This is a genomic window from Nostoc sphaeroides, from assembly GCF_003443655.1.
GTDB lineage: Bacteria > Cyanobacteriota > Cyanobacteriia > Cyanobacteriales > Nostocaceae > Nostoc > Nostoc sphaeroides.
Genome location: NZ_CP031941.1, coordinates 6,470,496 through 6,495,003 on the forward strand (window position 1 = coordinate 6,470,496; position 24,508 = coordinate 6,495,003).

General features: G+C 39.6%; 25 protein-coding genes. 14 read left to right on the forward strand and 11 right to left on the reverse strand.

What is annotated here, in order from left to right:
• Positions 1-155: 155 nt before the first annotated feature.
• The 4 genes from D1367_RS28855 to D1367_RS28865 form a co-directional block, all read right to left on the reverse strand.
• Positions 156-2,000: an N-6 DNA methylase gene (locus D1367_RS28855; protein ID WP_220451051.1), complete on the reverse strand. Its 1,845-nt coding sequence runs from the start codon at positions 1,998-2,000 to the stop codon at positions 156-158.
• A complete protein-coding gene (locus D1367_RS31940; RefSeq protein ID WP_220450989.1) occupies positions 1,994-2,251 on the reverse strand; it encodes a type I restriction-modification system subunit M N-terminal domain-containing protein in 258 nt (85 codons plus the stop codon). Before D1367_RS31940 ends, D1367_RS28855 begins: the two co-directional genes overlap by 7 nt.
• Before the next feature lie 86 nt (positions 2,252-2,337).
• Complete coding sequence (locus tag D1367_RS28860) at positions 2,338-2,667, reverse strand: cytochrome c oxidase subunit Vb family protein (RefSeq protein ID WP_228674696.1); 330 nt, start codon at positions 2,665-2,667, stop codon at positions 2,338-2,340.
• A gap of 11 nt (positions 2,668-2,678) precedes the next feature.
• The gene (locus tag D1367_RS28865) at positions 2,679-2,852 is read right to left on the reverse strand and encodes a ribbon-helix-helix domain-containing protein (RefSeq protein ID WP_118170726.1); all 174 of its coding nucleotides are present in this window, start codon (positions 2,850-2,852) and stop codon (positions 2,679-2,681) included.
• A 173-nt stretch (positions 2,853-3,025) separates the two neighbouring features.
• On the opposite strand from D1367_RS28865, the gene D1367_RS28870 reads away from it, so the two are divergent.
• The 3 genes from D1367_RS28870 (at position 3,026) to D1367_RS28880 (ending at position 4,223) form a co-directional block, all read left to right on the forward strand.
• Complete coding sequence (locus D1367_RS28870) at positions 3,026-3,565, forward strand: hypothetical protein (protein WP_118170731.1); 540 nt, start codon at positions 3,026-3,028, stop codon at positions 3,563-3,565.
• Positions 3,562-3,867 (forward strand): helix-turn-helix domain-containing protein, encoded by a 306-nt coding sequence (locus tag D1367_RS28875; protein WP_118170736.1) that lies wholly within the window; start codon positions 3,562-3,564, stop codon positions 3,865-3,867. Before D1367_RS28870 ends, D1367_RS28875 begins: the two co-directional genes overlap by 4 nt.
• A 158-nt stretch (positions 3,868-4,025) precedes the next feature.
• Positions 4,026-4,223, forward strand: coding sequence for a hypothetical protein (locus tag D1367_RS28880; protein WP_118170740.1), 198 nt, complete (start codon positions 4,026-4,028; stop codon positions 4,221-4,223).
• A gap of 154 nt (positions 4,224-4,377) precedes the next feature.
• On the opposite strand, the gene D1367_RS28885 is transcribed toward D1367_RS28880, so the two are convergent.
• The 3 genes from D1367_RS28885 to D1367_RS28895 are packed head-to-tail and all read right to left on the reverse strand — an operon-like array spanning position 4,378 to position 7,406.
• Positions 4,378-4,884, reverse strand: coding sequence for a TniQ family protein (locus D1367_RS28885; RefSeq protein ID WP_118170745.1), 507 nt, complete (start codon positions 4,882-4,884; stop codon positions 4,378-4,380).
• Positions 4,884-5,723 carry a TniB family NTP-binding protein gene (locus tag D1367_RS28890; RefSeq protein WP_118170750.1) on the reverse strand — a complete coding sequence of 280 codons (840 nt, stop codon included), beginning with the start codon at positions 5,721-5,723 and terminating at the stop codon, positions 4,884-4,886. Before D1367_RS28890 ends, D1367_RS28885 begins: the two co-directional genes overlap by 1 nt.
• A 3-nt stretch (positions 5,724-5,726) precedes the next feature.
• Positions 5,727-7,406, reverse strand: a complete 1,680-nt coding sequence (locus D1367_RS28895) for a Mu transposase C-terminal domain-containing protein (protein ID WP_118170754.1) — start codon at positions 7,404-7,406, stop codon at positions 5,727-5,729.
• A gap of 261 nt (positions 7,407-7,667) precedes the next feature.
• Between D1367_RS28895 and D1367_RS28900 the strand changes: the two genes are divergently transcribed.
• The 3 genes from D1367_RS28900 (at position 7,668) to D1367_RS28910 (ending at position 9,104) form a co-directional block, all read left to right on the forward strand.
• Positions 7,668-8,144, forward strand: coding sequence for a hypothetical protein (locus D1367_RS28900; RefSeq protein ID WP_244944973.1), 477 nt, complete (start codon positions 7,668-7,670; stop codon positions 8,142-8,144).
• A complete protein-coding gene (locus D1367_RS28905) occupies positions 8,137-8,595 on the forward strand; it encodes a type II toxin-antitoxin system YhaV family toxin (protein ID WP_118170764.1) in 459 nt (152 codons plus the stop codon). Before D1367_RS28900 ends, D1367_RS28905 begins: the two co-directional genes overlap by 8 nt.
• 122 nt (positions 8,596-8,717) lie before the next feature.
• The gene (locus D1367_RS28910; RefSeq protein WP_118170767.1) at positions 8,718-9,104 is read left to right on the forward strand and encodes a hypothetical protein; all 387 of its coding nucleotides are present in this window, start codon (positions 8,718-8,720) and stop codon (positions 9,102-9,104) included.
• Between the two features lie 125 nt (positions 9,105-9,229).
• Here D1367_RS28910 and D1367_RS28915 read toward each other — a convergent pair whose 3' ends face one another.
• The gene (locus tag D1367_RS28915) at positions 9,230-10,525 is read right to left on the reverse strand and encodes a glycosyltransferase family protein (RefSeq protein ID WP_118170772.1); all 1,296 of its coding nucleotides are present in this window, start codon (positions 10,523-10,525) and stop codon (positions 9,230-9,232) included.
• A 168-nt stretch (positions 10,526-10,693) separates the two neighbouring features.
• Here D1367_RS28915 and D1367_RS28920 point away from each other — a divergent pair, with 168 nt between their 5' ends.
• On the forward strand, positions 10,694-11,905 hold the full coding sequence (locus D1367_RS28920; RefSeq protein WP_118170777.1) for a P-loop NTPase family protein: 1,212 nt from the start codon (positions 10,694-10,696) through the stop codon (positions 11,903-11,905).
• A gap of 13 nt (positions 11,906-11,918) precedes the next feature.
• Here the strand turns inward: D1367_RS28920 and D1367_RS28925 are convergent, their stop codons facing one another.
• Together D1367_RS28925 and D1367_RS28930 are read right to left on the reverse strand one after the other, a co-directional pair.
• The gene (locus D1367_RS28925; protein WP_118170781.1) at positions 11,919-12,791 is read right to left on the reverse strand and encodes a DUF2207 domain-containing protein; all 873 of its coding nucleotides are present in this window, start codon (positions 12,789-12,791) and stop codon (positions 11,919-11,921) included.
• A gap of 360 nt (positions 12,792-13,151) precedes the next feature.
• Entirely contained in the window at positions 13,152-13,634 is a 483-nt protein-coding gene (locus D1367_RS28930) for a hypothetical protein (protein WP_118170786.1), read from the reverse strand.
• 177 nt (positions 13,635-13,811) lie between these two features.
• Here D1367_RS28930 and D1367_RS28935 point away from each other — a divergent pair, with 177 nt between their 5' ends.
• From D1367_RS28935 to hpsJ-A, 7 genes are all read left to right on the forward strand, one after another.
• Positions 13,812-15,608 (forward strand): ankyrin repeat domain-containing protein, encoded by a 1,797-nt coding sequence (locus tag D1367_RS28935; RefSeq protein WP_118170789.1) that lies wholly within the window; start codon positions 13,812-13,814, stop codon positions 15,606-15,608.
• A gap of 123 nt (positions 15,609-15,731) precedes the next feature.
• Positions 15,732-17,180 (forward strand): serine/threonine protein kinase, encoded by a 1,449-nt coding sequence (locus D1367_RS28940; protein ID WP_118170793.1) that lies wholly within the window; start codon positions 15,732-15,734, stop codon positions 17,178-17,180.
• A 173-nt stretch (positions 17,181-17,353) separates the two neighbouring features.
• On the forward strand, positions 17,354-19,684 hold the full coding sequence (locus tag D1367_RS28945) for a bifunctional serine/threonine-protein kinase/ABC transporter substrate-binding protein (protein ID WP_118170798.1): 2,331 nt from the start codon (positions 17,354-17,356) through the stop codon (positions 19,682-19,684).
• A gap of 932 nt (positions 19,685-20,616) precedes the next feature.
• Positions 20,617-21,246 (forward strand): PEP-CTERM sorting domain-containing protein, encoded by a 630-nt coding sequence (locus D1367_RS28950; RefSeq protein ID WP_228674694.1) that lies wholly within the window; start codon positions 20,617-20,619, stop codon positions 21,244-21,246.
• Positions 21,247-21,463: 217 nt separating this feature from the next.
• Positions 21,464-22,330, forward strand: coding sequence for a cyanoexosortase A (gene crtA / locus D1367_RS28955; protein WP_118170807.1), 867 nt, complete (start codon positions 21,464-21,466; stop codon positions 22,328-22,330).
• Positions 22,330-22,989: a cyanoexosortase A system-associated protein gene (locus D1367_RS28960; RefSeq protein ID WP_228674693.1), complete on the forward strand. Its 660-nt coding sequence runs from the start codon at positions 22,330-22,332 to the stop codon at positions 22,987-22,989. Before crtA ends, D1367_RS28960 begins: the two co-directional genes overlap by 1 nt.
• 38 nt (positions 22,990-23,027) lie before the next feature.
• The gene (hpsJ-A, locus tag D1367_RS28965; protein WP_181984998.1) at positions 23,028-23,759 is read left to right on the forward strand and encodes an HpsJ-like protein, cyanoexosortase A-associated; all 732 of its coding nucleotides are present in this window, start codon (positions 23,028-23,030) and stop codon (positions 23,757-23,759) included.
• 284 nt (positions 23,760-24,043) lie between these two features.
• Here hpsJ-A and D1367_RS28970 read toward each other — a convergent pair whose 3' ends face one another.
• On the reverse strand, positions 24,044-24,196 hold the full coding sequence (locus tag D1367_RS28970; RefSeq protein ID WP_244944974.1) for a DUF2283 domain-containing protein: 153 nt from the start codon (positions 24,194-24,196) through the stop codon (positions 24,044-24,046).
• Positions 24,197-24,508 lie beyond the last annotated feature (312 nt).

The following is a 24,508-nucleotide window of genomic DNA, read 5'->3' on the forward strand; positions in this document are numbered from 1 at the left end:
ATTTTCAATCCGGTGAGGTACAAGTATCCAAATAGACCTAACCCCCATTCCCCCTTCCCGAAGGGGGAATGGGGAACAATTCAAAGCCTCTCTCCGCTTCGGGGAGAGGTTTGGAGAGGGGTTTCTAGGATACTTTGCGACTTTTCAAACAACCTCTAAATATAATTCAGCTTACTCAAAAAATCATTTAACTCTTGTAACGTCTCCTCCCGTTCCCGTTCCACACTCCCAGCCGCCACCGCATATTTATCCCAAAAATTCTCAAACACAAAAATCACCGTTCTTCTAATTCCATTTAAAAATCTATCTAACTGTTCAGATACTAAATCATAATGCTTTTGCAAAATTAACTCCTTCGCTTCCTCCTCCGTAATTACACCCCCAAAACTTGCCATTAAATCCTGAATATTCACAATTCTTGCTTCTAACTTTTTAATATCCCCCGTCAAAGCTGTAAACTTTTTCTTTTTATCCTTATCCTTATCCTTTTTAACTTCCTCTTCCGTCCCCAACTCAGCCAACTCTTTCCTAGCTTGTATTAATAACTGTTTATGTTCATAAATTTGATCCTCAGCCCCAAATTTCTTTAATAAAATCTTTAACTCAAACTCCAGTTGTTTCTGCTTAAGAGTTGCCTTAAAATTCTTTAACTCATCGTCCGCTTTTTTAAATTGTTTCAAAACTTGCTCATATCCCTTTACTTCCGCTTTTAACTCCTTAGCATTTTCCCCAGAAAATAAAGGCAGAGCGATTTTTTCCTTACTCCTTTTAACCCTTGCCGTTAGTTCATCCTTCATTAACTTAGCTGTAATCTTCTCATCTTCTTCAGCTTCATACTCTAATAATTCTTGTGCTGTTTCCAGCAACGAATCAATCTCAGCATCCTTTTGAGCGATATCACTTTCTAACTGCTCAATTTCATCAGCCTCAGCTTGAAAAAATGCCCTAATAATATAAGAATCAGGGATTAAAGTAGGACTCCAACCATTTTGGATAATCGTTTTCAAATCATATCGAATATTATCCCACCAATTAACAAACACACCCGCTACTTGAAACAAATCCAACACCTTCATAGGCACTAATTTATTTTTCAAAGAATCAATCAATTCTTGTCGGACATGAGGTAATTGATTGCTATTTTTGACTTCTCTAGCATTGGGTGAACTTGGGGCTAAACTAGCAAAATCATTCTTAGCTTCTTGCCACCAATCCACTAACAAAATATCCATATTATCAATAATTTTACATAAATCCTGATTGCTTTCAATTAGAGTTTTTAAATCATCTTTTCCCTGAAAATGAGCATGAAAATCATAATAATCAGCATCTTTATCTTGAAACACCAAATCAGATTTTAAACCCAACTTTGCCAGTATATGAGACTTAGCACCCACTTCTGGCTTAGGAATACCCCCCAATAAATGCGCCCTAACATCTTCCGGTTCGGGTTCTGGGGTATTATCAACATAACGACGCACGTTAAGATTCCAATCATTACCCTTAATTTCTGCAATATCCACCAACCGAGAATACTTGTCTATTTCTTCCTTACGGGTAAAGATATAATCAATTTTTTCAATATCTTCAGACCTTAAAAAGTTACGATTCTTCCCTTCTCCATATTCGGCATCAGCATTAATAAAAAATACTTTATTTTGTAGTGCATCTGGCTTATTTTTATTCAATACTAAAATCACCGCAGGGATACCAGTCCCATAAAACAATTTTTGAGGTAAGCTAATAATGCCTTCAATCACTCCACCATTATCTTTTAACATTTTCTCGCGGATTTTCTTCTCATCACTACCGCGAAATAACACCCCATGAGGCATAACTACCGCCGCCCGTCCGTCCTGTTTTAAACTAGCCAGAATATGCTGCACAAACATTAAATCAGCTTTTTTCGTTTCCGGTGCAAATCCATAACTAAAACGGTTTTGATGCTGGAGTGCGGCACTATTATAATTTTGAGCAAAGGGCGGATTAGCAATTACAATATCAAACTGAAAGTCTCACCATAGCTATTTTTGTCTGTTAATAACTCATTAATAGTATCTTCGGGCAGATGCCGATAATCTTTACGAATTTTAGCCCGTTTTTCATCAAAAACATCAGACATCCGTTTCAAGAACAGCATCCCAAAAATATATTCTTTATATTCGGATGCGTCCATTTTGCCCCGCAGAATATCCGCCGCTCCCATTAAGAAGTTTTCTAACTGGGAAAGTGTAATTTTATTTGTATTCATTTACTTTAGTTCTTTACTCTTTAAAGTATGGAAATAATTTTTAGGTTTAATTTTAGTGAAATTCTAATTTACTCCTTTTTGGTACTTCACCATTTCACCAAACGGCAAAAAACACCTTTGACACTAACCGTCACCCCATAATGCTGGAACTTAAACCTTACCCCACAATTAGGACATTCTGACAGCAAAATTAATTTATGCTGCTGACAGCCCTGAGTCACCTTAAACTGCCACTCAATCTTGTGATAGGGCGAATCAATATAACAAGCAGCACATAACCGAATCGGCTCAAGCTTCATCCCCACCCCAGCAGGTGGTAACATCTGCGCTAACTTATCGGCATCAACCCCCACAACCTTAGCCAATACCTCCAACTGCTGGCGAGAAGGAGGAGGATTAAAACGAAACTTTTCCATCGTGCATCGCCTCACTTGCCCTTACCAGGCGGCGAAATCGTTCCATCCGCCTGCGCTTGTTTAATAGCTCGTTTCAGAATTAACACTGCCATTTGCGACAAAGAACGCTCCTCTGCATCCGCCAGTTGTTGCAGAGCTTCTTTGTCTTCTTCTTCCATGTAAATACTCAATGTTACTTTTCCCATGTAACTATTATCAGCTTCTCTATGTGTTTTTATATTAAATCACTAAAAACAAATAAATTTAAATAGAAGCACATAAAATTTATGTATAATTACTGATAAGTCAAAAGCCAGGGCGCAACTTTCTCAGGGCTGACGCACTGGCTTCTGGCTCCTTCTCACAGGAGACATATTCCATGTTAAGACCTGTTTGCCACAAAACAGATGAACACAGAAGTTATCTACAAGCTTTAGATGACTTCGGTATTGCTGAACTATTGGCGAAACTCAGCAATTATTGTGAACAGCAAGAGCAAGAAAGTTTAGCAGGGTTATTGATTTCCCAATTAACTCAGAGTCTTGATGCTGAATTAGTTGCTAGTTATTTGAGTGCGTTGGCTCCTAGCCTTGCCGAAGGTATCGCGCTCAATCGCCACGATTTACTCCCAAGAATAATCAACCAGAAATTTTCTGCTAGTTCTGTTGATTTACCTGACGACTTTCCTACTACAGCAAAGACACCCCGCTTCTTATATGGCGACAAATTGCGTTGGATTGGATCTGACACTGATTGGGGAACTGCGATCGGCAGATTTTATAGCTTTGCTCCCCATCTTTGCTGCTGGACTTGGTGCTACCTGATTTGGTTGAGCAAAGATAGCCCTAGTGCCACTTGGACATCTGCCGATATTGCTTGGGAACAAGATTTAGAACCAGTGGAAGGGTCGCTGCTATGACTAATCCGCGTCCTTTACAGGTAAGAGAGCAAAATTTGATTGATCTATACAGTCATTGTCAATTAGGAATGACACCCAAGAATTTTTATGCCAAATGGGATGTTAATCATGAAGCGATCGCTCGTATTTGCTCTCGTTCACTTTCAACTGTCCGGCGTTGGTTTTCCAAGGGTCGCAATTACCGCAGTCCCATGCCCAGTGATTTACGCCATCTTGCCCTGATGGACTTCCTGCTAGAACACTTCGAGGAAATTCCCGAAGAATTTCTGAAGATACTCTGTTCTCTGACAGGGCATCAGTAGGAATCGAAAAGTCAACAAATTGCAATGTCATACTGATATTTTTTTACCAGCCACTCTCACAGTAGGGTGGCTTTAGTTTTGAGAATGTTTAAGTCACTTTTGTCTATTATTCGACTGCAATTTACCAGCTAAATCATAAGTATGAGCAGGAGGTTTTTATGACCTACATTGAAAAGCTAAATCCTTGGTGTATAGTTCGCCATTTTCCTAGTATGCAACATCAAATAGTTGCTCGTTTTCGTCGCCGCAGTGACGCAGAGGCTCATTCACAAGCTCTACACCGACTGATACCAAGTGCAACTTTCACAATCATTTTCAATCCAGCAGTCGAGCAACCAGAGCAAATTACCCCATGATTCTGTCGTTCTGGAAGTCAACTTAACTTGTAGCAAATTCTCTTGTTTATTGAAACATACGATATCTCCCCTTGCTCATTTTTTTCCATGAAAGTACGGGGGGATAATTTGTAGCTAACATTTGAAAAGTACTACTTTATTTGCACAAACTCTGTCATCGATAAGACTTTTGATACTTTACCATCTCGGCAAAACTCAGAAAACACCGTTGACACCAACCATCCGCCCACACTGCTGGAACCTTAAATCTTGCCCCACAGTTTGGACATTCTGACAACAAAATTAATTGGTGGCGATCGCACCCTTGCGTTATCTTCAACTGCCATTCAATCTTATGATAAGCTGACTCAACATAACAAGCAGCACATAACCGAATCGGCTCAAGCTTCATCTCCACCCCAGCAGGCGGTAACATCTGCGCTAGCCTATCAGCATCAACCTCTACAACCTTAGCCAATGCCTCTAATTGCTGGCGAGACGGTGGGGGATTAAACCGAAATTTTTCCCATCGGGCGATCGCACCCCCAAGTTTTGTGGCTTTACCTAATCCAGTAGGCGTTAAATCATTTGCCCGTCGAAAACGCCCTAAAAAGTGACTCAAACTTTCTCCCTGTAAAGGTTCTATTTGAAACAGCCAAGGTTGAATTTCTACAACTTCCATTACTTGTACTCCGCCGTAACTTCCTTCAGCGTCTCCAAATCAACTTTCTGTAATCCTTTCTTTAACGCCCGAATTGCTGATTCTCTCAAAATCATATCTAGCAAACCAATATAACCCCCCGTTGCCTCACCTAAAGTTTTTAGCATCGTCTTGCTGGAAAGATTAGAAGCAACTGGCAGTTTTAAAACTTGCTTTTCCCAAATCTCCACAGTTCGCTTAAAATCTTCACCAGAAAACTTACCAAACCGATGACAGGCACGAAAGCGGTTATAAACTTGCTCATCTCGCTTGATTACAGCGTCTAATCTGTCAGTACCCACCAAAATCACCGCAATTTCTAACTTGTCAAAAATATCTCGCACTTCAGCAAAAGTTTTGGGTTTCAAGCGGTCAGCTTCATCAATGATCAGCATCTCAACCCCGCAACCTTTAAGAACTCGAAATGTGCGTTCTCTAATCTCAGCTACAGTTCCCTTATTCATCTGATACTTTAAATGCTTAAGAATCTCATTGAACAAATCTTTAGCACTACAATCAGACGGAATGTCTTCGAGAAAAGCAATAGGCACGAATGGTGGTTTTCCTACCTCTTGCTTGGGTTTATGCCGGAGTCTGTAGGCATCACAACCCATTGTTTTACCAGTTCTGGACTCTCCTACAATACGACCAGACTGACGTGCTTGACGCTTTCCTTCTAGCCAGTCATTAAGAATTTTAACTTGCTCCAAGAGGATACAAGTCTTCCGGTTCAATCTTTGAATTTCTGCTTGTAATTTTTCACCATTGGCTGAAATTTCACCTAATTGTTGGGCAACTGCTTGAGCTTGTTTTGAAGTCATCTTTTACCACCCGTAATCTTCACGCATTTGTTCGTAATCAAAGGCCTCTGGCATCTGGTATTCTGGCTCACTATCAAACAATGCCACTTCAATTTCTTCTGGTTCAACTATCAATGGTTGTTTAGCTTTTTGTACTACAGCCTGTTCCGCTTTTTGACGTTCCTTTTTGGTTTTCTTTTGGGTCAGGAAAGTTTCGCGATCGCGTACCTCTGCCAACATTGAGCGATTGCTAATCATCTTCCCTGCTTGCCGAATCTTACGACTACTAGCTTTAGCCTCATCCAAAGATAATTGCTCAGTCTCCAACTCCTGAGCAAATGCCCTAGCTAAAAACTCTTCTTTATTACCACTTTGGCGGTAAACCAACACAGTTGTAATGTCTTTGGGGTCATAGCGCAGTACAACGCTTTCACCTGCATAACCTGCCAAATTTTCTCCCCGATACGTCAGATTTTCAAATTGCAGATATCCACCTCTATAAATAGAGCGTCGAGTTTGCTTCATCAGGCAAATACGTAACTCCTCTTCTGAAATTACATTAGGAGAAGCAATTAACCCTGCTTCCCATCGTTGATAGCGAGTTTGATCGCCAAGACGCGCATCAGGACGCTGGTTATATTTATCCACGATGTAGCGTACAAACCTATGTTCCAACTCCCGTAAAGTCAGACAAGCCTCCTTCTCAGCTTGCTCTGGACGTTCCTGCACATTTGATCCTGTGTATCCCGGCATATTAGAAAAGAAGTCGGTATTAAAAGTGCCAAAAGGACGCTCAACAATACCACCTTCACTGGGGCGATCGCGTAAATGACAAACAAATCCCAATTGCACACCTATCTGTTGCAAATGGTTTGAGCGAAAATCTTTACCACCATCGGTATAAAAATGTTCTGGTTTCCCGTAGGTTCCCCATTCTTCATGAAGTCCATATTCTGACCCATACTGCTTTGGCAAAATTGCATGGCGCAGTGCTAATGCTACTACCTGAGAACTCGGAGGATCAAAGCCTAAGTTTATCCCCATGATGCAACGGGAGTAAGTATCAACAACAGTTGTCAGCCAAGGACGAGCCAAAAGTTCACCATGCTGATCTACCAGCAATAGGTCTACACGAGTATGGTCACACTGCCAAACATGGTTGCTATATTCTACTGATAAGTCTTTACCATCGCGGGTTTTAACTGATAATCGAGAACCATGCCAACCTCGACTTCTAACACCTGCTTTTTGTTCTTGCTGCTCAATAATGGGTTGTAGAACTCGATACACAGTCCTATAGCTGGGATATTTTTTTTGTCCTAATTCAGCCGCCCTTGCTTGTACTCTGATTGCCACTTGTTGGGGAGTAATTCGCTTACTACCTTTATTGCCTTCCTTATAAGTTTTGATGATGAACTGTTGCCAATCAGTGTCTATTCGATGTTTGCCTTTGTCAGCCCGTGTCGTAGTTTGAAGTGCAGCTAAACCTTCCTCTTCCCATTTTTTTACCAGTCGCCGTACCGTTCGCACAGACTTGCCTAGTTTGGCTGCGACCTCCCTTTGTCTTTCTCCATAGGTGATGCGATCGCACGGTTCTAGTAGTTGCTGAATCATATCCAGCAAATGCCTATCAGCTGCTGAGAGTTCCGTCACGATCTCATCCTTTTCTGCCTCTTGCTCGCTATTGGTATGATCGTCCAGCATTTTTACATAATTGTTTAATACAAACGTAGTTGTATTGTACTATTTAAAGGACATTTATTTTGTCAATTTTTATAAAAATGTATGCTCACAGCATTTTTGAAGAAAGGACAGATATTTTGTCAAAATTCCAAAAGAGGACAGGTATTTTGGCAATAAGCCTCTAGTAGCTTATTTTCAGGCTAAAATAGTAAAACCCTTATCAAGTAAGGGTTTTAAACTCAATATTTTTGAAGACATTAATTTGTCAAGTGGTCATTTAATTTGGCAAACGACATGTATCACCGCATTTCCTTAAGAATGCAGACCGATGTATTGCGTGTTCAGGTAGCGAAAATAGCACCAAAATCGATAACAGTTTATAAATTGCTATCATGTAAGTACGTGATGTACATACGCTTGAAGATGAGCAACTCCTACAGCATTCGTAGTACCAAAATTGGTAACAGTGCAGGGTTTAGGCTACCAGCTGAGTTTTATCGGGAACATCCTCAGTTTGCCAATGCAGATGGTTGGATAGAGGTATTGTCGCCGGATACAGCAATTTTGCGGATTTTAACTCCATCTGGTGATGATGAAGACGCAGAAGACTCAGTAATGATGCGGCTGTTTCTCGATTTTGCTATGAAAGAAGCGCTCAAGAATAATACACTGCAACCTTATACAACTGAAATGTCTGAGGCTGCCCACGAACTAATTGCAGGTGTAGAATTAGACGATGAGTCATTAGAAGATGGCTAAGTTTGTCAGTAGTGGATGGGAAGTTTATTTTCACCCACAACTATTTGGTACTCAATATCAAGAATTATTTGAGCGCGTTTCCCGTTTACGGGAGCAATTACCAGAGGCTGAATATAAAACCCATGCAACGGTAAAATTGTTTGCAGCAATTACTGTTGCAATTGAAACTAAGATTCCCTCTGACCCGTTTGCAAGTCATTTTGCTTTGACAGGGGCGTTAAAACGCTATGGACGGGTGAAAAAGATGGGTTTACCGGAACGGTATCGCCTGTTTTTTAAGGCGTTTGATACGGAACAGTTGAAAGTGATTGTAATTTTGTGGTTAGGATTTCCACGTAAAGAAGGAGCGAAAAATGACTGCTACCAGATGTTTACTAAGATGGTTGAACGAGGGACATTTCCAGACAGTTTAGATGAGTTGTTGACAGATTGTGAAGTAACGGAGGATTAAAAGAGCAAAAGAGTTAGCAACTAGTTGAAATCTTGTCAACCTTTATGCTTAAAATTACACAAGAGGTTTATTTAGCATCTACTAAAAGCTAAAGTCAACCCTTTGCAGGACTCCCATAAGCAATGCTGACTGAAATTTTACCTTTTTCCTTTGAGTTAGACACGATCGCGATCGCCGGAGCGAGTTTGTGGTCATTGGCGCTATATCTAGGTTTTTCCCAAGTTAATGAATGGGTAATCGAGCAACTCAATCGCTGGTTTAACTTTGCCGAGCGATCGCTTTATACCAGCCAGACAGAATTTGAAAAGACTCGTAAAGCTAGAGAATCCCAAAACTCTTTCTACGCTTCATTATTTAGCATTGTACCTTTTTTAGTAGTCGGTGCTTTATGTAACTGGATTCTAGAAATTAGTTTAGGTGAAAGTTGGGGAATTAGTACAGGTATATTAGCTTGTATGGGTGCCGGTATTTATGAACTTGGGCGCAGGGATGGCGAATCTTCGGATTAAATTCATACACCTTCAACAATAGCTATTTCCTCATCAGTTAATCCATAGAGTTCATACACTAATTGATTTATTTGTCTATCTGTGGCATTAATCTGTTGTTGAACTCTTTTTTTAGCTATTACGAATTATTTAACAATCTCTTCCCTTACTAAAGTTGCTATCTTTTGGGCTGCACCGCTTTCGCCACGAATCTTACGGAGTTTAGCGCGGATATCAACCAATTTTTCTGGATGCGCCAAAAAGTCTAAAACCATTTCCCCAATTTCTTGCGGTTGAAGTTTACCCATAAGTTCTGGAACTATCTCTTCCTGTGCCCAGATATTTGGCCATGCTAATAAACCTTTGCGTCTGACAAATCTTAGGAATAACCAATTAATTACCTTGGTAAAGGGCGTACCTACACCTGGTAGATTTGCCAGCAACCCAGGTAAACCATCCCAAGCACGCATGGCATCAAGTTGCTGTGTTGGCAACAAAACAATCATTGGTACTCCTAAAGCACCGAGTTCAGCAGTGTTTGCCCCCACTGTAGTCAAGCAGATGCAGCACTGGGATAATAAGTGATATGCAGGGTTTTCTTGCCACAGTTCCACAGTTAAGCCCGTTGTTGTTTTGAGCAATGCCTTACTGCTAGCGTCTTCTGGGATAATTAAATCAGCACCGCCAAAGCCAAAGATTTCAGCAATAGAGTTATTTTTGGGATCAGCAAAACTAGCTAAAGTTTGTAAATCCAAAGTTGGGGCTACAGGAATCACAAATTTAGTTTGGGGCCTTTTAGCGTAAATGTATTGAGCGATCGCTAAACATAATGGCACTCCTTGGGCTAATTTTGCCGCTTTTGATCCAGGGAGTAAACCAATGATTGGGGGGTGGGGAGTAGGGAGTAGGCTTGCCGTGAGCGTAGCCGAACGGGAGTAGGGAGTGCTGACTTCTTCTTGTGCTTCTACCATCAAATCACCGACAACGGTAAATTTGTGAGCATATTTCTGGGGGACACGGGCAGCAACTTCAGGTTTCATCACGCCAAAGCGATCAATCCACTTATGCCAACGGGCTTGCCATTCGGCGTAAACTACTGTGCGATATCCCAGCTTTTTGCCTATGACTACGGGGAAAATTTGATCGCCACCGAGAAACACAACTACACCGTGACTTCTCCAATCCCAATTCTCAAAGGTTTTACCCCAAAGCAAAAATTGCCAAAAATGCTCTGCTCCTTGTACTCTATCTACTTCTGGGTAAGAAAGAGCGATCGCAGCTTCTTTTCCACTAGCATTTGAGCAAGGCGATAGAACTACACTGATCCTCACTTGATTTCGGTCATCGCCGAATTTTTGCCGTAACGCTTTTACTACTGGGCGCACCCAGGTTGTTACCTCACCAGGGCCATTTGAAAGGATGAGAATATCTACTTGAGTCATTAGTCAAGAGGCAAATATTACCTAATTCATTCTTATGTTATAGGTATATACTGTAGCTTGTAGGTGGGATTTGATAACCTGTTCTATATTTAATTTGCATAGAGTCGGCAGTCAGAATACAGTTTAATCTTGAATGCGTGAATTTTGAATTGCTTATCTGTCGTCTAAATGCCTAGCCTGAAACTATCGTTGAATGGACTGCAAATTGTCAAACAAGCTCGTCAGGAAAAAGGTTGGACAATTGATAATCCACGCTGGTTAGAGGAAGCAAGTCAAATTCTCGAACCTGGGCGTGACTGGGAAAATGCGGAAGTTTATGCAGCAGGTATATCTTTACCGACATGGAAACGCTTTCTCCAAGGTAATGCCATTGATGCTTCTGTATTCAAAGCGTTTTGTCAAGTTTTGAGTTTGAATTGGCAAGACTTGCTCGAACGTCCCCTCAATTCGTCTCTATCTGGTAAAACCCAAATCCCAAATATTCCTTTGTTCTTTGGGCGGCGTTATGAACTGGCGACACTCACCCAGGCAATTGAGCAAGGAACGCGCTTGATTGCAATTACCGGAATGGGGGGCATCGGTAAAACGGCAGTAGCAGCAAAACTTGCCGCAGCTTCTGAATCTAGTTTTCAGCAAACTTTGTGGTTTGGGTTTCATTTGACTCCACCAACAATAGATTCGCTTCCGTCTTTACCACCAAAAACTCTGTTAGTTTTTGATGGTTGGGATCGGATTTTAGGTGGTGATCTACGCCAACGCGCGGGGCAATATCGTTTAGAATACGAATTCTACGCTGGTTTTCTGCGATCGCTAGTCCAAACAAATCATTCAAGTTGTGTGATTTTAACCAGTCGAGAACAACCAGAGGGATTAAATCTCTTGAGTGGGAATGGTGCAGTTATTTTCCCACTCGGTGGTTTGATGGAAGGTGCGATCGAGCTTTTGCAGCATCATCAACTCACCTTTGATGCCCAGCAGTGGATTGCCTTGGTAAATCAATATGGTGGCAATCCCTTATTTTTGAACATGGCAGCAAATTTTATTCACGAATTATTTGCTGGGGATGTGGGAGAGTTTTTAGCCTCTGGAACCATAGTTACTGGTGAATTTGAGCCACTAGTGGCGCAATGGTTGAGACATATTTCGATATTGGAACAAACCCTAATCAAGTGTTTGGCTACACAAGTGCAGGGATTAACTCGTGAAGAAATACTATTACACCTGGGAAATTATGCTTCAAATGGAGATATTTTGGCTGCGCTTTTATCCTTAAAGCGCAGGGCATTAGTAGAAACCATCAAAGACGGTAACAAGGAACGCTTTTTTTTACAACCAGTGATTTTCAAATGCGTACAGCGTTTGTTTCTGTCCAAAGAGTAGCAACCAAACTCATTTAACCACCGCCACCACAACCGCCACCACAACCGCCACCGCAACCACCACCCCCGTCACCGCCACCCCCATCACCGCCACCACCACCTCCGTCACTAGCACCAGAAGGGCTGCCTGTGGAACTACTGCCAGAACTTCCACGGAATATACTAAATATTATGAAAATAAAAATTCCCAAAAAAATCAAGGGATTAAACGAATTTGAACTTTGCCATTGAGGAATTTTTATGTCAGTACCTAACTTATTAAATGCTACTTGTACTTCTAACTCTTGCTGTGGTTCAATAGTTCCTTGAGCAACAAACTCAATGGTTTTAGCATCGACTTTGCGAAGTTTTGCAGGAACTCCAAAACTTTCATAATTATTGATACTATCAGTAACTTCTTGAGGGAGTTCAATTCGCACTTTTGCCTGTTTTATGGGAGCTTGACGGTCAGCAAAGATTGCTTTCCAGTATACTTTTACATCATTTTCATCTACATGTAATCCACCAACAACGCGATATTTCAAAACAAAAGTATGGCTTTCAGGTGCTTTGAGTTTATGTGACCAACGAATCCAGAATTGCTGATTTTCTATACCTGTTTCGCTGGGTAGCAATTGACCATTTTCAGAGACAGAAATATCGGTAATTTCGTCTACTTTATCAATGAGGATGTAGCGATAACGTTGATTATTGTAATCTCCGGTGAATGTATATTTTTGAGTTTCTGAAACTAACATATCACCGTTATTTTGGACGGCAATATCAACATTAATAAATTCCCAATAAAAAGGTACTGATTGCGCTGTCGCGTGATTTATACAAAACCCCAGACTGAGCAAGAAAGCCAAGCAGAATACAACAATTCTTTGGGCTGATTTAGTCCACATAATTTAAATCACTCTATAAGTTGTAATATTGAATCGTATTGATTTATCAAGAAAAATTCAGGAATTAGTCGTCAAAATTCATTTCTGAATTTTCACTCTTAGAAAGAAAACCTCGCTTCCATTCCTCTCCCCTTTTAGGCTACGGTGTACACACATCTTTGTATAAAACCAAAACTGTTGAAGATCCCCCTAAATCCCCCGATAAATTGGGGGACTTTGAGAAGTTTTTGCCCCCCTTAAAAAGGGGGGTTGGGGGGATCAAAAGCCTGTGGGACAACTTTAGAATACTTGTGTGTACACCGTAGCTTTTTAGGAGAGAGGCCTTGAATTTTACAAGGGTTGCTTCCACTAATGTCTTCTTCAAAGTTCGTCTTTGCCAGTCAAGTCTTTTTCTGCGGTGTCAGCAATGTTAAGAATTTTAATAATCTCTTGACGTGCCGAATCTGGATCGTCTTTGAGAGGTATACTTTTGTAGTACAAAGTAAGATGCATCCCGTTTTTATCAATTGTTCTCCAACCGCTTAAAGGATCAGAAATATTGCTATCTAATTGCTTCGATATTTCTGCATTCGGAGGAGTCTTTGAAATTTGGGACACAGAAAGGACACCAATGTATTCAACGTCACCAATCTTGATAATTGTCGGCACGATGAATCCCATTTGAGTCCGACCACCATCAACTCCAGCCATTACTGCAAAATACTCATCTTCTTTGACATATTTCATGCCTAAGCGATCCAAGAAAGCTGGAACTGGAGAAGATTTGCTCTGAGCAATTGCCTGACTTGATAACGAAACCACCAGCGTAACCGTAGCAACAGCAGCGAAGATAAAACGCTTCATAGATTTTTCCGTAATCGTTGGGTATATCGGTAGTTTCGCTGTTTTAGATTGTGTAATCTAGTTAAGTTTTGGCTCACCACCTAACTGATCTAAAAGTGAGCTTGAAAAAGCCGGAATCGAGAGGTAAGAATGTGTTGTATGGAATTATCACTACCCTCAACACAAAATTGAAGCCCGATGGAACTGCTGCACCAGAAGGAAGACATCATTGCCCATCAGTATCGGATTCTAGATACTTTGGGACAAGGTGGAAGTGGGACGACATACCTTGCTCAAGACTTAAAAAGCACTCAACAAGTGGCGCTTAAAGCCTTATCACTGCACCGAATGACCGACTGGAAAATGATGGAGTTGTTTGAGCGAGAAGCAAAAATTCTCTCGCAACTTAATCATCCGGGTATTCCTGAATATTTAGGATATTTTCAAATAGAAACCCTCGAAGACCGTTATTTTTACATTGCCCAGCAACTAGCAGAAGGTAAGACACTGGCGGCGTTGGTGGAGAGTGGATGGCGCACAAGTGAAGATGAGGTGCGGCGCATTGCTATACAAATATTAGAAATTCTGGTTTATTTGCACTCCCTCAAACCTCCTGTAGTCCATCGAGATATCAAGCCGCAAAATATTATTCGCCGTGACAATGGGCAGGTATTTTTGGTGGATTTTGGGGCTGTGCAACATACCTATTACACAACTTTTATGCGTGGAAGTACAGTAGTAGGAACTTATGGTTACATGGCTCCCGAACAGTTTCGCGGACAAGCCGTACCTGCTACTGATTTGTATGCTTTAGGAGCAACTTTATTATTTCTTTTGACACACTGCTCTCCCGCAGATTTGCAAAGTGATGGGTTAAAAATTAATTTCCGTCCCCGCGTGCAGATTAGTGAAGAATTTGCCGATTGGCTAGAGAAAATGTTAGAGCCAGATACAGAAGATCGTTTCTCTTCGGCACAGGAAGCCTGGGAAGTATTGCAGGGTAAGCGAAAGCTGACTGTGAAATCGAATGTCTCTGTTCAGTGGAAAAAAATAGTTGGAGTTGCTGTTACTGCTGTTGCTGTTAGCGCCATTACTGCTATTACTCTGTTAAATTCCTACAAGGAGAATATCTTAAGCAGCATTGGATTTACGGATATAGCTGGCGAGACTGCACTGCATTTGGCAGTAGAAAAAGGCAACAAGCAAGTTGTAGAACGGTTGCTTTCCAAGGGTGCTAATGTTAATGCCAAGAACAGCGATGGCTACACTCCACTTCATTTGGCAGCAAAACGAGGACACAAGGATATAGTAGAACTACTGATTACCAAGGGTGCTGATGTCAATGCCAAGAACCACAATTACACTGTAACGGATTTGGCACTACAGCAAGACTTTGTACAACTGGAGATTGTTAGGAAGAGGGATGGCGAGACTCCACTGCATTGTGCAGTAAAAAGTGGTTACAGGGACATAGTAGAACTACTAATTGCTAAGGGTGCTGATGTCAATGCTAGGACTAACTATGAGAACAATACTCCACTGCATTTTGCAGCAGAAGGAGGCAATAGGGACATAGTAGAATTACTGATTGCTAAGGGTGCTGATGTCAATGCTAGGGCTGACTATGAGAACAATACTCCACTGCATTCAGCAGCAGAAAGAGGCGATAGGTACATAGTAGAACTACTGATTGCCAAGGGTGCTGATGTCAATGCCAAGACGAGGGATGGCAAAACTCCACTCCATTGGGCAGCAAGACGAGGTCACAGGGACATAGTAGAACTACTGATTGCTAAGGGTGCTGATGTCAATGCTAGGACTGACTATGAGAACAATACTCCACTGCATTGGGCAGTAAGACAAGGTCACAGGGACATAGTCAAACTACTGATTGCCACGGGTGCTGATGTCAATGCTAGGACTGACTATGAGAGGACTCCCGCACAACAAAGGGTAGAGTCTGAGAGACGGAAGCGTGAGATGAACGGTCTATAGTCGAACGCAATTAATTACATCAAATCTAGGCTGAAATTCTTGTTTAGTGAAGAATCAGCATGTAATTAATTCTGTCGAGTTACTTAAGTATTGATAAATCTAACAAAATACCACTAAAAAAACATGGAACTATTGCACCAAGCCGAAGAAATTATCAATCAACGGTATCGCATTCTACGTAAATTGGGACAGGGTGGAGTCGGTATTACCTACGCAGCCGTTGACTTAGAAAGCGGTAAAGAAGTAGCGCTGAAAGTTTTATCATTGCGCCGCATGAGTGACTGGAAAAAGATGGAGTTGTTTGAAAGGGAAGCACAAATTCTTTCTCAACTCAACCATCCAGCAATTCCTCGCTACTTGGATTATTTTCAAGTAGATACTAACTCTGACCGTTCCTTTTATATAGCTCAACAATTAGCGCCTGGAAATTCTCTGGCAACGCTAGTAGAAAATGGCTGGCTTCCTGATGAAGAAGAAGTTAGACAAATAGCTATTCAAATATTGGAAATTTTGATTTATTTACACTCCCTAACACCGCCAGTTATTCATCGTGATATTAAGCCGCAAAATATTATTTTTACTTCTGATAGTAAGAGGTTATTCCTAGTAGATTTTGGAGCAGTAGCCGACACATATCATAATACTGTGACTGGCGGCAGTACAGTAATAGGAACTTTCGGCTACATGGCACCAGAACAGTTTCGCGGACAAGCTTTTCCATCTACTGATTTATATGGTTTGGGAACAACCCTACTGTTTTTGTTGACAGGAAAATCACCCTCTGATTTACCACAGCGTAAACTCAAAATTGATTTCCGTTCTGACGTTAATATTTCCAAAGATTTTGCAAACTGGTTAGAACAAATGTTAGAACCAGTCACTGCTGATCGTTTTCCTTCCGCAGAGGTAGCCTTAGCAACTTTATTAGGTCAAATAGCATTCATACCCCGGCGACCAAAGAAAAGTCATCTAATTTCGATCGCAACTGAGAATTATTTAATTGTCGAGATTCCACCAGGGTGCTTTTACAACAATTACAGTTTTCCATTTTTATTTTTTTATCTAGTTGTTTATGGGATTTTGGGGCTAATTTCTTGGATTATATTTTTTGATTATAATATTAGTTCCCTTTTCTGGCTTATATTATTCTCATTATCACCGGGGATTATTATATTAATAATATTTATTACTCCTCAAATAATAATAGTATTTACTCCTCAAACCCTTTTATTACCTGTAAAATTATTCAAGCTACTATTCTACAAACCTTTGTCTCCGATAATTACTTTATTTTTGAATTCTGTATCAAGTACCCTGCTGCAAATTGACCAGGACTATATCAGCCTAGAACGATGGTTACTTGATTGCTGTATTCAGCGAATCAAAATTTCCAAGTCAGATATTATTAGTGTGGGATTCAAGGGGATGATGCATTATAAATTTTCTAATATCCTAATTCTTTATTCTTTGAAATCCTCTGAAATTGAAGAAAATAAACGTTTTCGATTTGGTGCATTTTTGACGCAGCAAGAGAAAGAATGGCTGGTGTGGGAGATAAGGAACCATCTATAGACAGCATTGTTGACCCCTACTTCGTTTTCTGGTAGCCTGTGGGAAGCTAGAATTTTGTGTCTTCTGAAAGAGAGTCTGTCTGGAACTCTGTCGTCTCTGTCAATTGCTGCGTAAAGATTCTGTCTAATTTTCAGTAATTTTAATGCTGTTTGCATCTAGCCAATCCTGAGTTTATGGCATACTGCATCAATCCAGATTGTTCGCAACGAGAAAATCCTGATAATTGTGCAGTATGTGAAAACTGTAAAACGCCACTTATACTGCAAAACCGTTACCGAATTAAGCATCCTCTGCAAATTGATAGATATCGCTATACAGAAGTATTTGAAATTGAAGATTTAGTTAATCAGAATCAGCCGAAGGTTCTCAAGTCACTCAAGGAAGTTACGCCGGATTTACTACGATTATTTGAGCAAGAAGCATCAATCTTAACAAGTTTGCAGCATCCTGGTTTACCTGCTGGTGAAATAATATTTCCTCTAGTTTTGAATACAGGTCGCCAATTACGCTGTTTGGTAATGGAAAAAGTTGAGGGTGAAGATTTACAGAATTGGCTAAATCATCATCAATACGTAACATCCCATAAACAAGCATTAGATTGGCTAAAACAATTAACGCAGATTTTGCAATTTGTGCATGAAAATGGCTATTTTCATCGAGATATCAAGCCGTCAAATATTATGCTCCGCCCTGATGGAAAATTAGTTTTAATTGATTTTGGTACGGCGCGTAATTTGTCGCAAACTATTGTTAATGGTAAATCGATTACGGTAATTCATTCTGTTGGATATACTGCTCCTGAGCAACTTGATGGACAGGCTGTTCTTCAGTCAGATTTCTACGCTCTTGGTCTGACTTTTATCTATTTAATCACAGGTATTGATCCAGCTAGCGATCGCCGTCAAGATTTACGCCATTGGTATATATACGTTAAGGATCAACAAACCCCTCAAAAATTTATTGATTTGATTCAGGCGATGACGAATTATCATCCACAGAAACGTCCGCCAACAACTCAAGCAATTCTCCAAAAAATTCAGAACATTGATAAGTATTCATTGGTGCGATGGCAAAAATTATTACTGAGTGCCACTTGTGGTGTTTTGCTGTTCGTCGGTGCAAAATGGGTTTATGAGGTAATAACTCTGGCTCCGACTTGCGACTATATCCAAGACGATCATCTCAGTTGTGGTGAAGAAAGCCTAATTCCTGCAAGCTATTGGGGAACTAATGATCAGCCACCACAAACAAAGCAATTAGCTATTGAACAGTATCACAGCAAAAATTTTTCGGCAGCTAAGGATCTATTCATAACTGCTTTTAATCAGGAGTCAGATCCAGAAACTTTAATTTACCTCAACAACGCCAAAATTCAAATGCAATTTCCAGCAGCAAAGATTCGCACGATCGCTGTTGCAGTTCCCCTAGAACGTCGTACTACCATAGGTCTAGAAACACTCAGGGGTGCTGCTCAAGCTCAGACTGAGGCATTGAAAAACGGTCTACCCTTACGGATAATTATCGCTGATGATAGTAATCGTGACGATAGTAAAGCTGGAAATGATGCCCGCAAAATTGCCCAAAAGTTGGTGAAATATTCAGATTTACTGGCCGTTTTAGGTCATAACAGCAGCGAAGCGACCAAACAAGCCCTACCAATTTATACCAAAGCAGGGGTAGTTTTAGTTTCTGCAACCAGCACCTCAAATAATCTCAAAAGTCCTTTTTTCTTCCGTACTGTCCCTAGCGATCGCATCGCCGGCCAAAAAATGGCAACCTACGTGTTCTCCCAACTACGACAAAGGAAAGTTGCTATTTTTTACAGTAAGGGTAGCGAGTTTGCTGAATCTCTATCTAGGGCCTTTCGAGAAGCTGCTAAATCGTTTCCGGGTAATGTTCTTGACTACCAACCAGCCTTCAATCTCGCCAGCGATCGCTTTAATGCCAAAGCCTCATTAAATCAAGCAAAAGCCCAAGGTGCAACGGTGATTGTCGTCATCCCAGATGCAGGTGTAGGATTGTATAATGCGATTCCCAATGCCTTAGAAGTAATTCGGTCGAATGTCAACCATTCTTGGATTGTTGGGGGTGATAGTCTCTACAATTCTGACTTACTCAAACCAAATAAAGGTCTGTCGCTAGAGCAAATCCAGCGTCTGGCATTAGCGATCGCATGGCATCCCCTAAATGATATTAACTCCTCGTTTGTACAACAAGCTCAAACCCTCTGGAAAATCGATCCAACTGATATTTCCTGGCGAACCGTCACCAGCTACGACGCAGTATTGGTATTAAGCAAAGCCTTAAAGACAAATTCTACCCGCATCGGGATTCAAAAAACACTTGCAATGCCTAAATTTTCTGTTAAAGGCGCAACGGGAGACATTCAATTTCAGGGGAGCGATCGCTATAATGGCACAATTGCGATCGTTGCAGTGCGTCCCAAGTGTAATTCTAGTGGTTTTGTGTTTGTAGCGAGCGATCGGCCTCTGGTCTGTTATTAAAACAATTTATGGAAGCGTCAGTAGCGGTACGGCTTGGCGATTTTTGCAATTAGAAGAGCAAACGCTGAGTATTGATTTGAATGATTATCCCGTTCCGCCAGTGAAAATACTATTGGGAATGTTGGTTTGGATGGTGCGCGAAGGTTGAAGAATAGATTACTCTCCAGTTTTTTTCATTTTTACTAGTTTTATTCTCTAAGCGATCGCTCTTGTTGATCTGATTGCCAATAAAAATTTATAACCGCCATAGGATCAATACTGGTAGATTAATATTTAATCATATTTACAATGTCTTATGGTGATTATCTCTTTAAAAAGTCTTGATGCTGTCAAATGCTATTAGTTATAAATTAAAATGCTAGCAAGTAGCAAGTTACATGAATTTCCCACTAATTGAGGCAGTTGCAGATTAATTTTTAGCTATGTTTTGGAGTAATCAATAAATCAAATATGAAGAAAATATATCAGATGCGATCGCTCCTGTGAAAGTACTGAATCTCAAAGCGATCGCATCTGAATATACAACAATAATAAGATGAAGATTTCATGAAGTAAATTGGTTGAATATTGTGTTTTTACTATGTTGTGTGCAAATATTCTAATCAACCGTGTTATTGACTAGATAGCAATTAATTACTAGTGGGAGCATTTTAAATTTGCATATCTATACTGATGGTTAGAAATTGCACAACAGTTCCTTAAAGTCACGATTAACCCGCGTTTGACGCAACTTGCATCTCAGTTTTAGTGACTTGTTCAAGCAGCTTTGACAAAAGTGAGATTATGCTAATTAGGTGTTTATATATGCCATTATTTGCCATATATACAACATACTAACTTGTCATATTGTCATATTGATCTATGCAGCATCTATTTTCTTGTAAGGAAAAAATTTAATGAGAACTTTGAACATTCTGAAAACAGTATCCACAGTGGTTGCTGCTTCTGTGGTGACAGTAATTGCTACCACAGAAAAAGCAGGAGCTATCTCTATTTACTTGGGAAACGGTATTGATCAGCCTCAAATTGACTCAAGCTTTAACTTTAGTCAAGATGGGATTTCGCTGACAGCAACAGGAGTTACAAATACTGGTGCTAGAAATGTTTACCAAAGCATCTTGGGTTTGGGAGTCTCAGATACTAATAATCCTATCGATATAGGTACTAATCAGATTGGTGGAACAATAAGAGTTGGGGAAACACTCAAATTGGCTTTTAACCAATCAGTAAAACTTGTCTCTGTCACTTTTAGTCGTGTTGGTAATAATGACAACTTTAGCCTCTTAGTAAATGGGAACCAATTTGTTGCTGCCGATATTCCTGGCGGCAATATTTTAGATATTGACGTTAGTAAATTCAGCTTTAACCCTTCTCCAACAGGTAATATTTTCGGATTTACTGTTGCTGATAACAATGATGATTACCTAGTAAAAAGTGTTGAAGTTGAGGCTGTTCCTGAACCAATAACGCTTGCCGGAATGGTTATGGGATCTGGATTTGGAGGAATACTCTTTAGAAAGTACAAGAAAGGAGCAAAATTCTCTAGTAAATCGAGCAGTTAATTTTTAACAAGTTCCGTGGGTTTAAGTTCCGTGAGTTTAAGTCCCCCGGTTCAATAAATAAAAAAGCAAGCTTTGTGTTGGGGTTAAATCCCCATTACAAAACTTAATTACGAATTACGTTAGCTGACTTCTTATTCAAGATAGGAAACTTTTTAGTAACTGGAATAGCCCTCTGATAGACAAGATTAAGGCTCTTACAAATGTATTTTTAGGTACTATGATAAAAATTTATTCTATTGCCAAATCACTGAAAAATGCCGAATTTTGGCTACTAGGAATAGGATCATCATTAATAGCAATTAACTTGACTACAGTATTAAGACATGAGAAATTTACAAGTGCTTATATAAGTTTTTTATTTTTTCTAACTATATATTTTTTAGTCCAAGAAAAACGTCATAACTTAAATTTAGAGAGTGAAATTTTCTCTAGTTGTTTAGGTACATTGGTGATTGTATTAGTATTTATTAACAGTACATTTCAAATAAATATTGGTATCCTATCCATATTACCACCTTTAATGTCTGGCTTTGGTGTTGCTCTGCTGGCTTCTGGCTATCAGGGACTAAAACAATACCGAAAAGAGTTGCTAATATTAGTTTTTCTGACTATACGCAGTTTTTTGGTATTGCTTCCCTATCAAATAGATATATCGCTTCTAGCTGCTAAATTATCTACAGCCCTTCTTTGGTATACAGGCTTTCAAGTCAATCGTTCTGGAGTGATGATAAATCTCCCAACAGGAAGTATAGAAGTGTATCCTGGCTGTGCTGGGATAGACATAATCATAGACTTATTAAGTTTAGCAGTACTATTTATTTTTCTATTCAACTTAAGTTTGCAGCAAAAAATCATTGTACCAATAGTAGCTGCAACATTAGGATTTATTGTTAATGGATTTAGGGTTGCCCTCATGGCTATCTTTGTAGCACAGGGCAATAAGCAAGCATTCTATTATTGGCATCAAGGTGATGGTTCCCTAATATTTTCCATGATTGCTACTCTATTTTTTGGTTGCTTTTGTTGGTTTTTACTCAGCAGAAATGAGCGAGAAAATCAAAATACTACAGATTACTCAAGGTGATGTACTGGAAACAAACCCGCATTAAGTTTTTGGCTTTAATATTTACCACTGGAATGTTAGTTTTGGGAAAAACTATATTATTTCCCAATCCAGATAAACCGAAAATTAATACCTTCGTTTTTCCAAAAGAAGTACCTTTAGTAAAATGGCAACTAAGTGTATCTAGCCCGATTAAATCTTTAACTAAGGAGAATCCAAACTTAGTAGCAGAAAGACATTATAAATACGTTAAAAATAACCTACCTCTAGATATTGAAATGCTTTATTTGCAGAATCTTTACAACGTAGATATTGGTGCTTACATTCAACAGTATTATCCTGACGCATCCACTGCTGTGATGCGTCAGCAAAAGGGAGTAGGCTACTACGGTGTGGGGATAGATAGACAGAAAGCCTATTTAAGCAGCTGTATCAACCCACGGGGAAATAGTACGTTTACTCATACACAGTTTAGAGAAAATCGCTATTTCCAAGATATCAGCTTTGCTCGGATAATGCCTATTTTACGAGGACAAGAGGCACTTTTAGACAAACGCTGTCTATGGGTGCATTTATCGATTCCTTTAAGAAATTCTTCACCAGAAGCTTCCTACCAGTTACTAGAGCAAGCTTGGTTCTCTTGGTATAAATGGTGGCAAACTCGGTTTCCAAAACCTTGAATTTAATTAACTCTATACTTTGTAATTATCTTGAATTTATGCCTGAAACTGACATCCGCGAATTAGTTGAAGTAGAATTCACCAAATTGAGTAAATCAGTGGAGACTATACAGCCTCTACTAGAGTTAATTAATCTTTGGCGGTTAATTGGATATGGTCTTTTATTGCTCTCATTTCTAGACATTATTGATATTTTTGTGCCCGCAAGCTTCATGAATCCTAATTGGGAATTTCAAACAATAGGGAGATTAGTCAACCAAGTAGCTGTCCCCTTAATGGGAATATTGTTTGTATTTTCAGGTAAGTTAGCAAAGCGAGGTAAATGGGAACCACGCATCTTGGCTTTATTATCTCGTTTAACCCTGTTAATTGGATTGTTATTTATACTACTAGTTCCTTTAGGAATAGTTAACACAATACGTTTGTATAATAGCAATATTGACCAATTTAATCGCGACTATAATCAAAAAGTGACTCAAGCTAATCAGGTTGAACAACAATTTAGCCAAGCTTCACCTACAGATATAGATAATTTTTTCAAGCGCCAAGGTCGCTCAATAGATGGCAAAAATCCTGAAGAATTAAAAAAACAAATCCTCTCAGAACTTACGCAAGCCAAGCAACAACTTAAGAAGCAAACGGAACTAAATAAGTCTTCTACGACTCTGGCTTTATTCAAAAATTCTGTGAAATGGAATCTAGGATCTTTAATATCTGCGGCTTTGTTTATTAGTATTTGGAAGGAAACACTTTGGGCGAGAAAGCATTAATCTCTAGATAATTGGTTCTTGCGTTGATTTTATGGTAGAGCATTAAAATCGCAGTTTTATAGAAAGTCTCAAAAACTTAAAACCAATTCACTGCAAGGAATACAGGCTATGCTTAGGTTTTATTTATTATTCTGTTGCATAAAATGAACTTAAGAGCCGGATAATTTAAATACGAGTATTGCTTGATAATCTCTGAATTTAAACCGAAGTAAACTTGTTTCTCTGCTACTTAGTATAAGTCACAACTACATAATTAAAGTCTGCCTATGCATATCCAACCAGTTTTATGTAGAAATCGAATACTCTAGGGAACGTGGATTATCGATTCTTTTGGAAGCGTCTAATATTTCTAGTCCGATAATATTTCCATGTTCATCGTAATCTAAAATTACCCCTGGCTTTTCTTCGTCACTATCTTCTATGGGTACATCACTCAATATGATCCTTAATATATCTACTTCTGGGTCATAGGTAATTTTCATATTTCTCTCCAGTATTTTTCAATCTTACTAAGATATCAAGTTTCTATTGTTTGGTGTTGATGTTGATATAGCGGTTTTCAACTGAACTGTATTCTTTGAGAATTTCTCGGTTTAACCCGAAAGAAACCCTGTCTCTCTGCTATTTAGTATAATTAGCAACTACGCAATTTAAGTCTGTCTATGCTGACTAAATATTTTTTAGTCAGCATAGGCAAGCTTTGTTTTGTAAATGCAATAAAATCGTTAAATAGTTATTTAACTATAAAT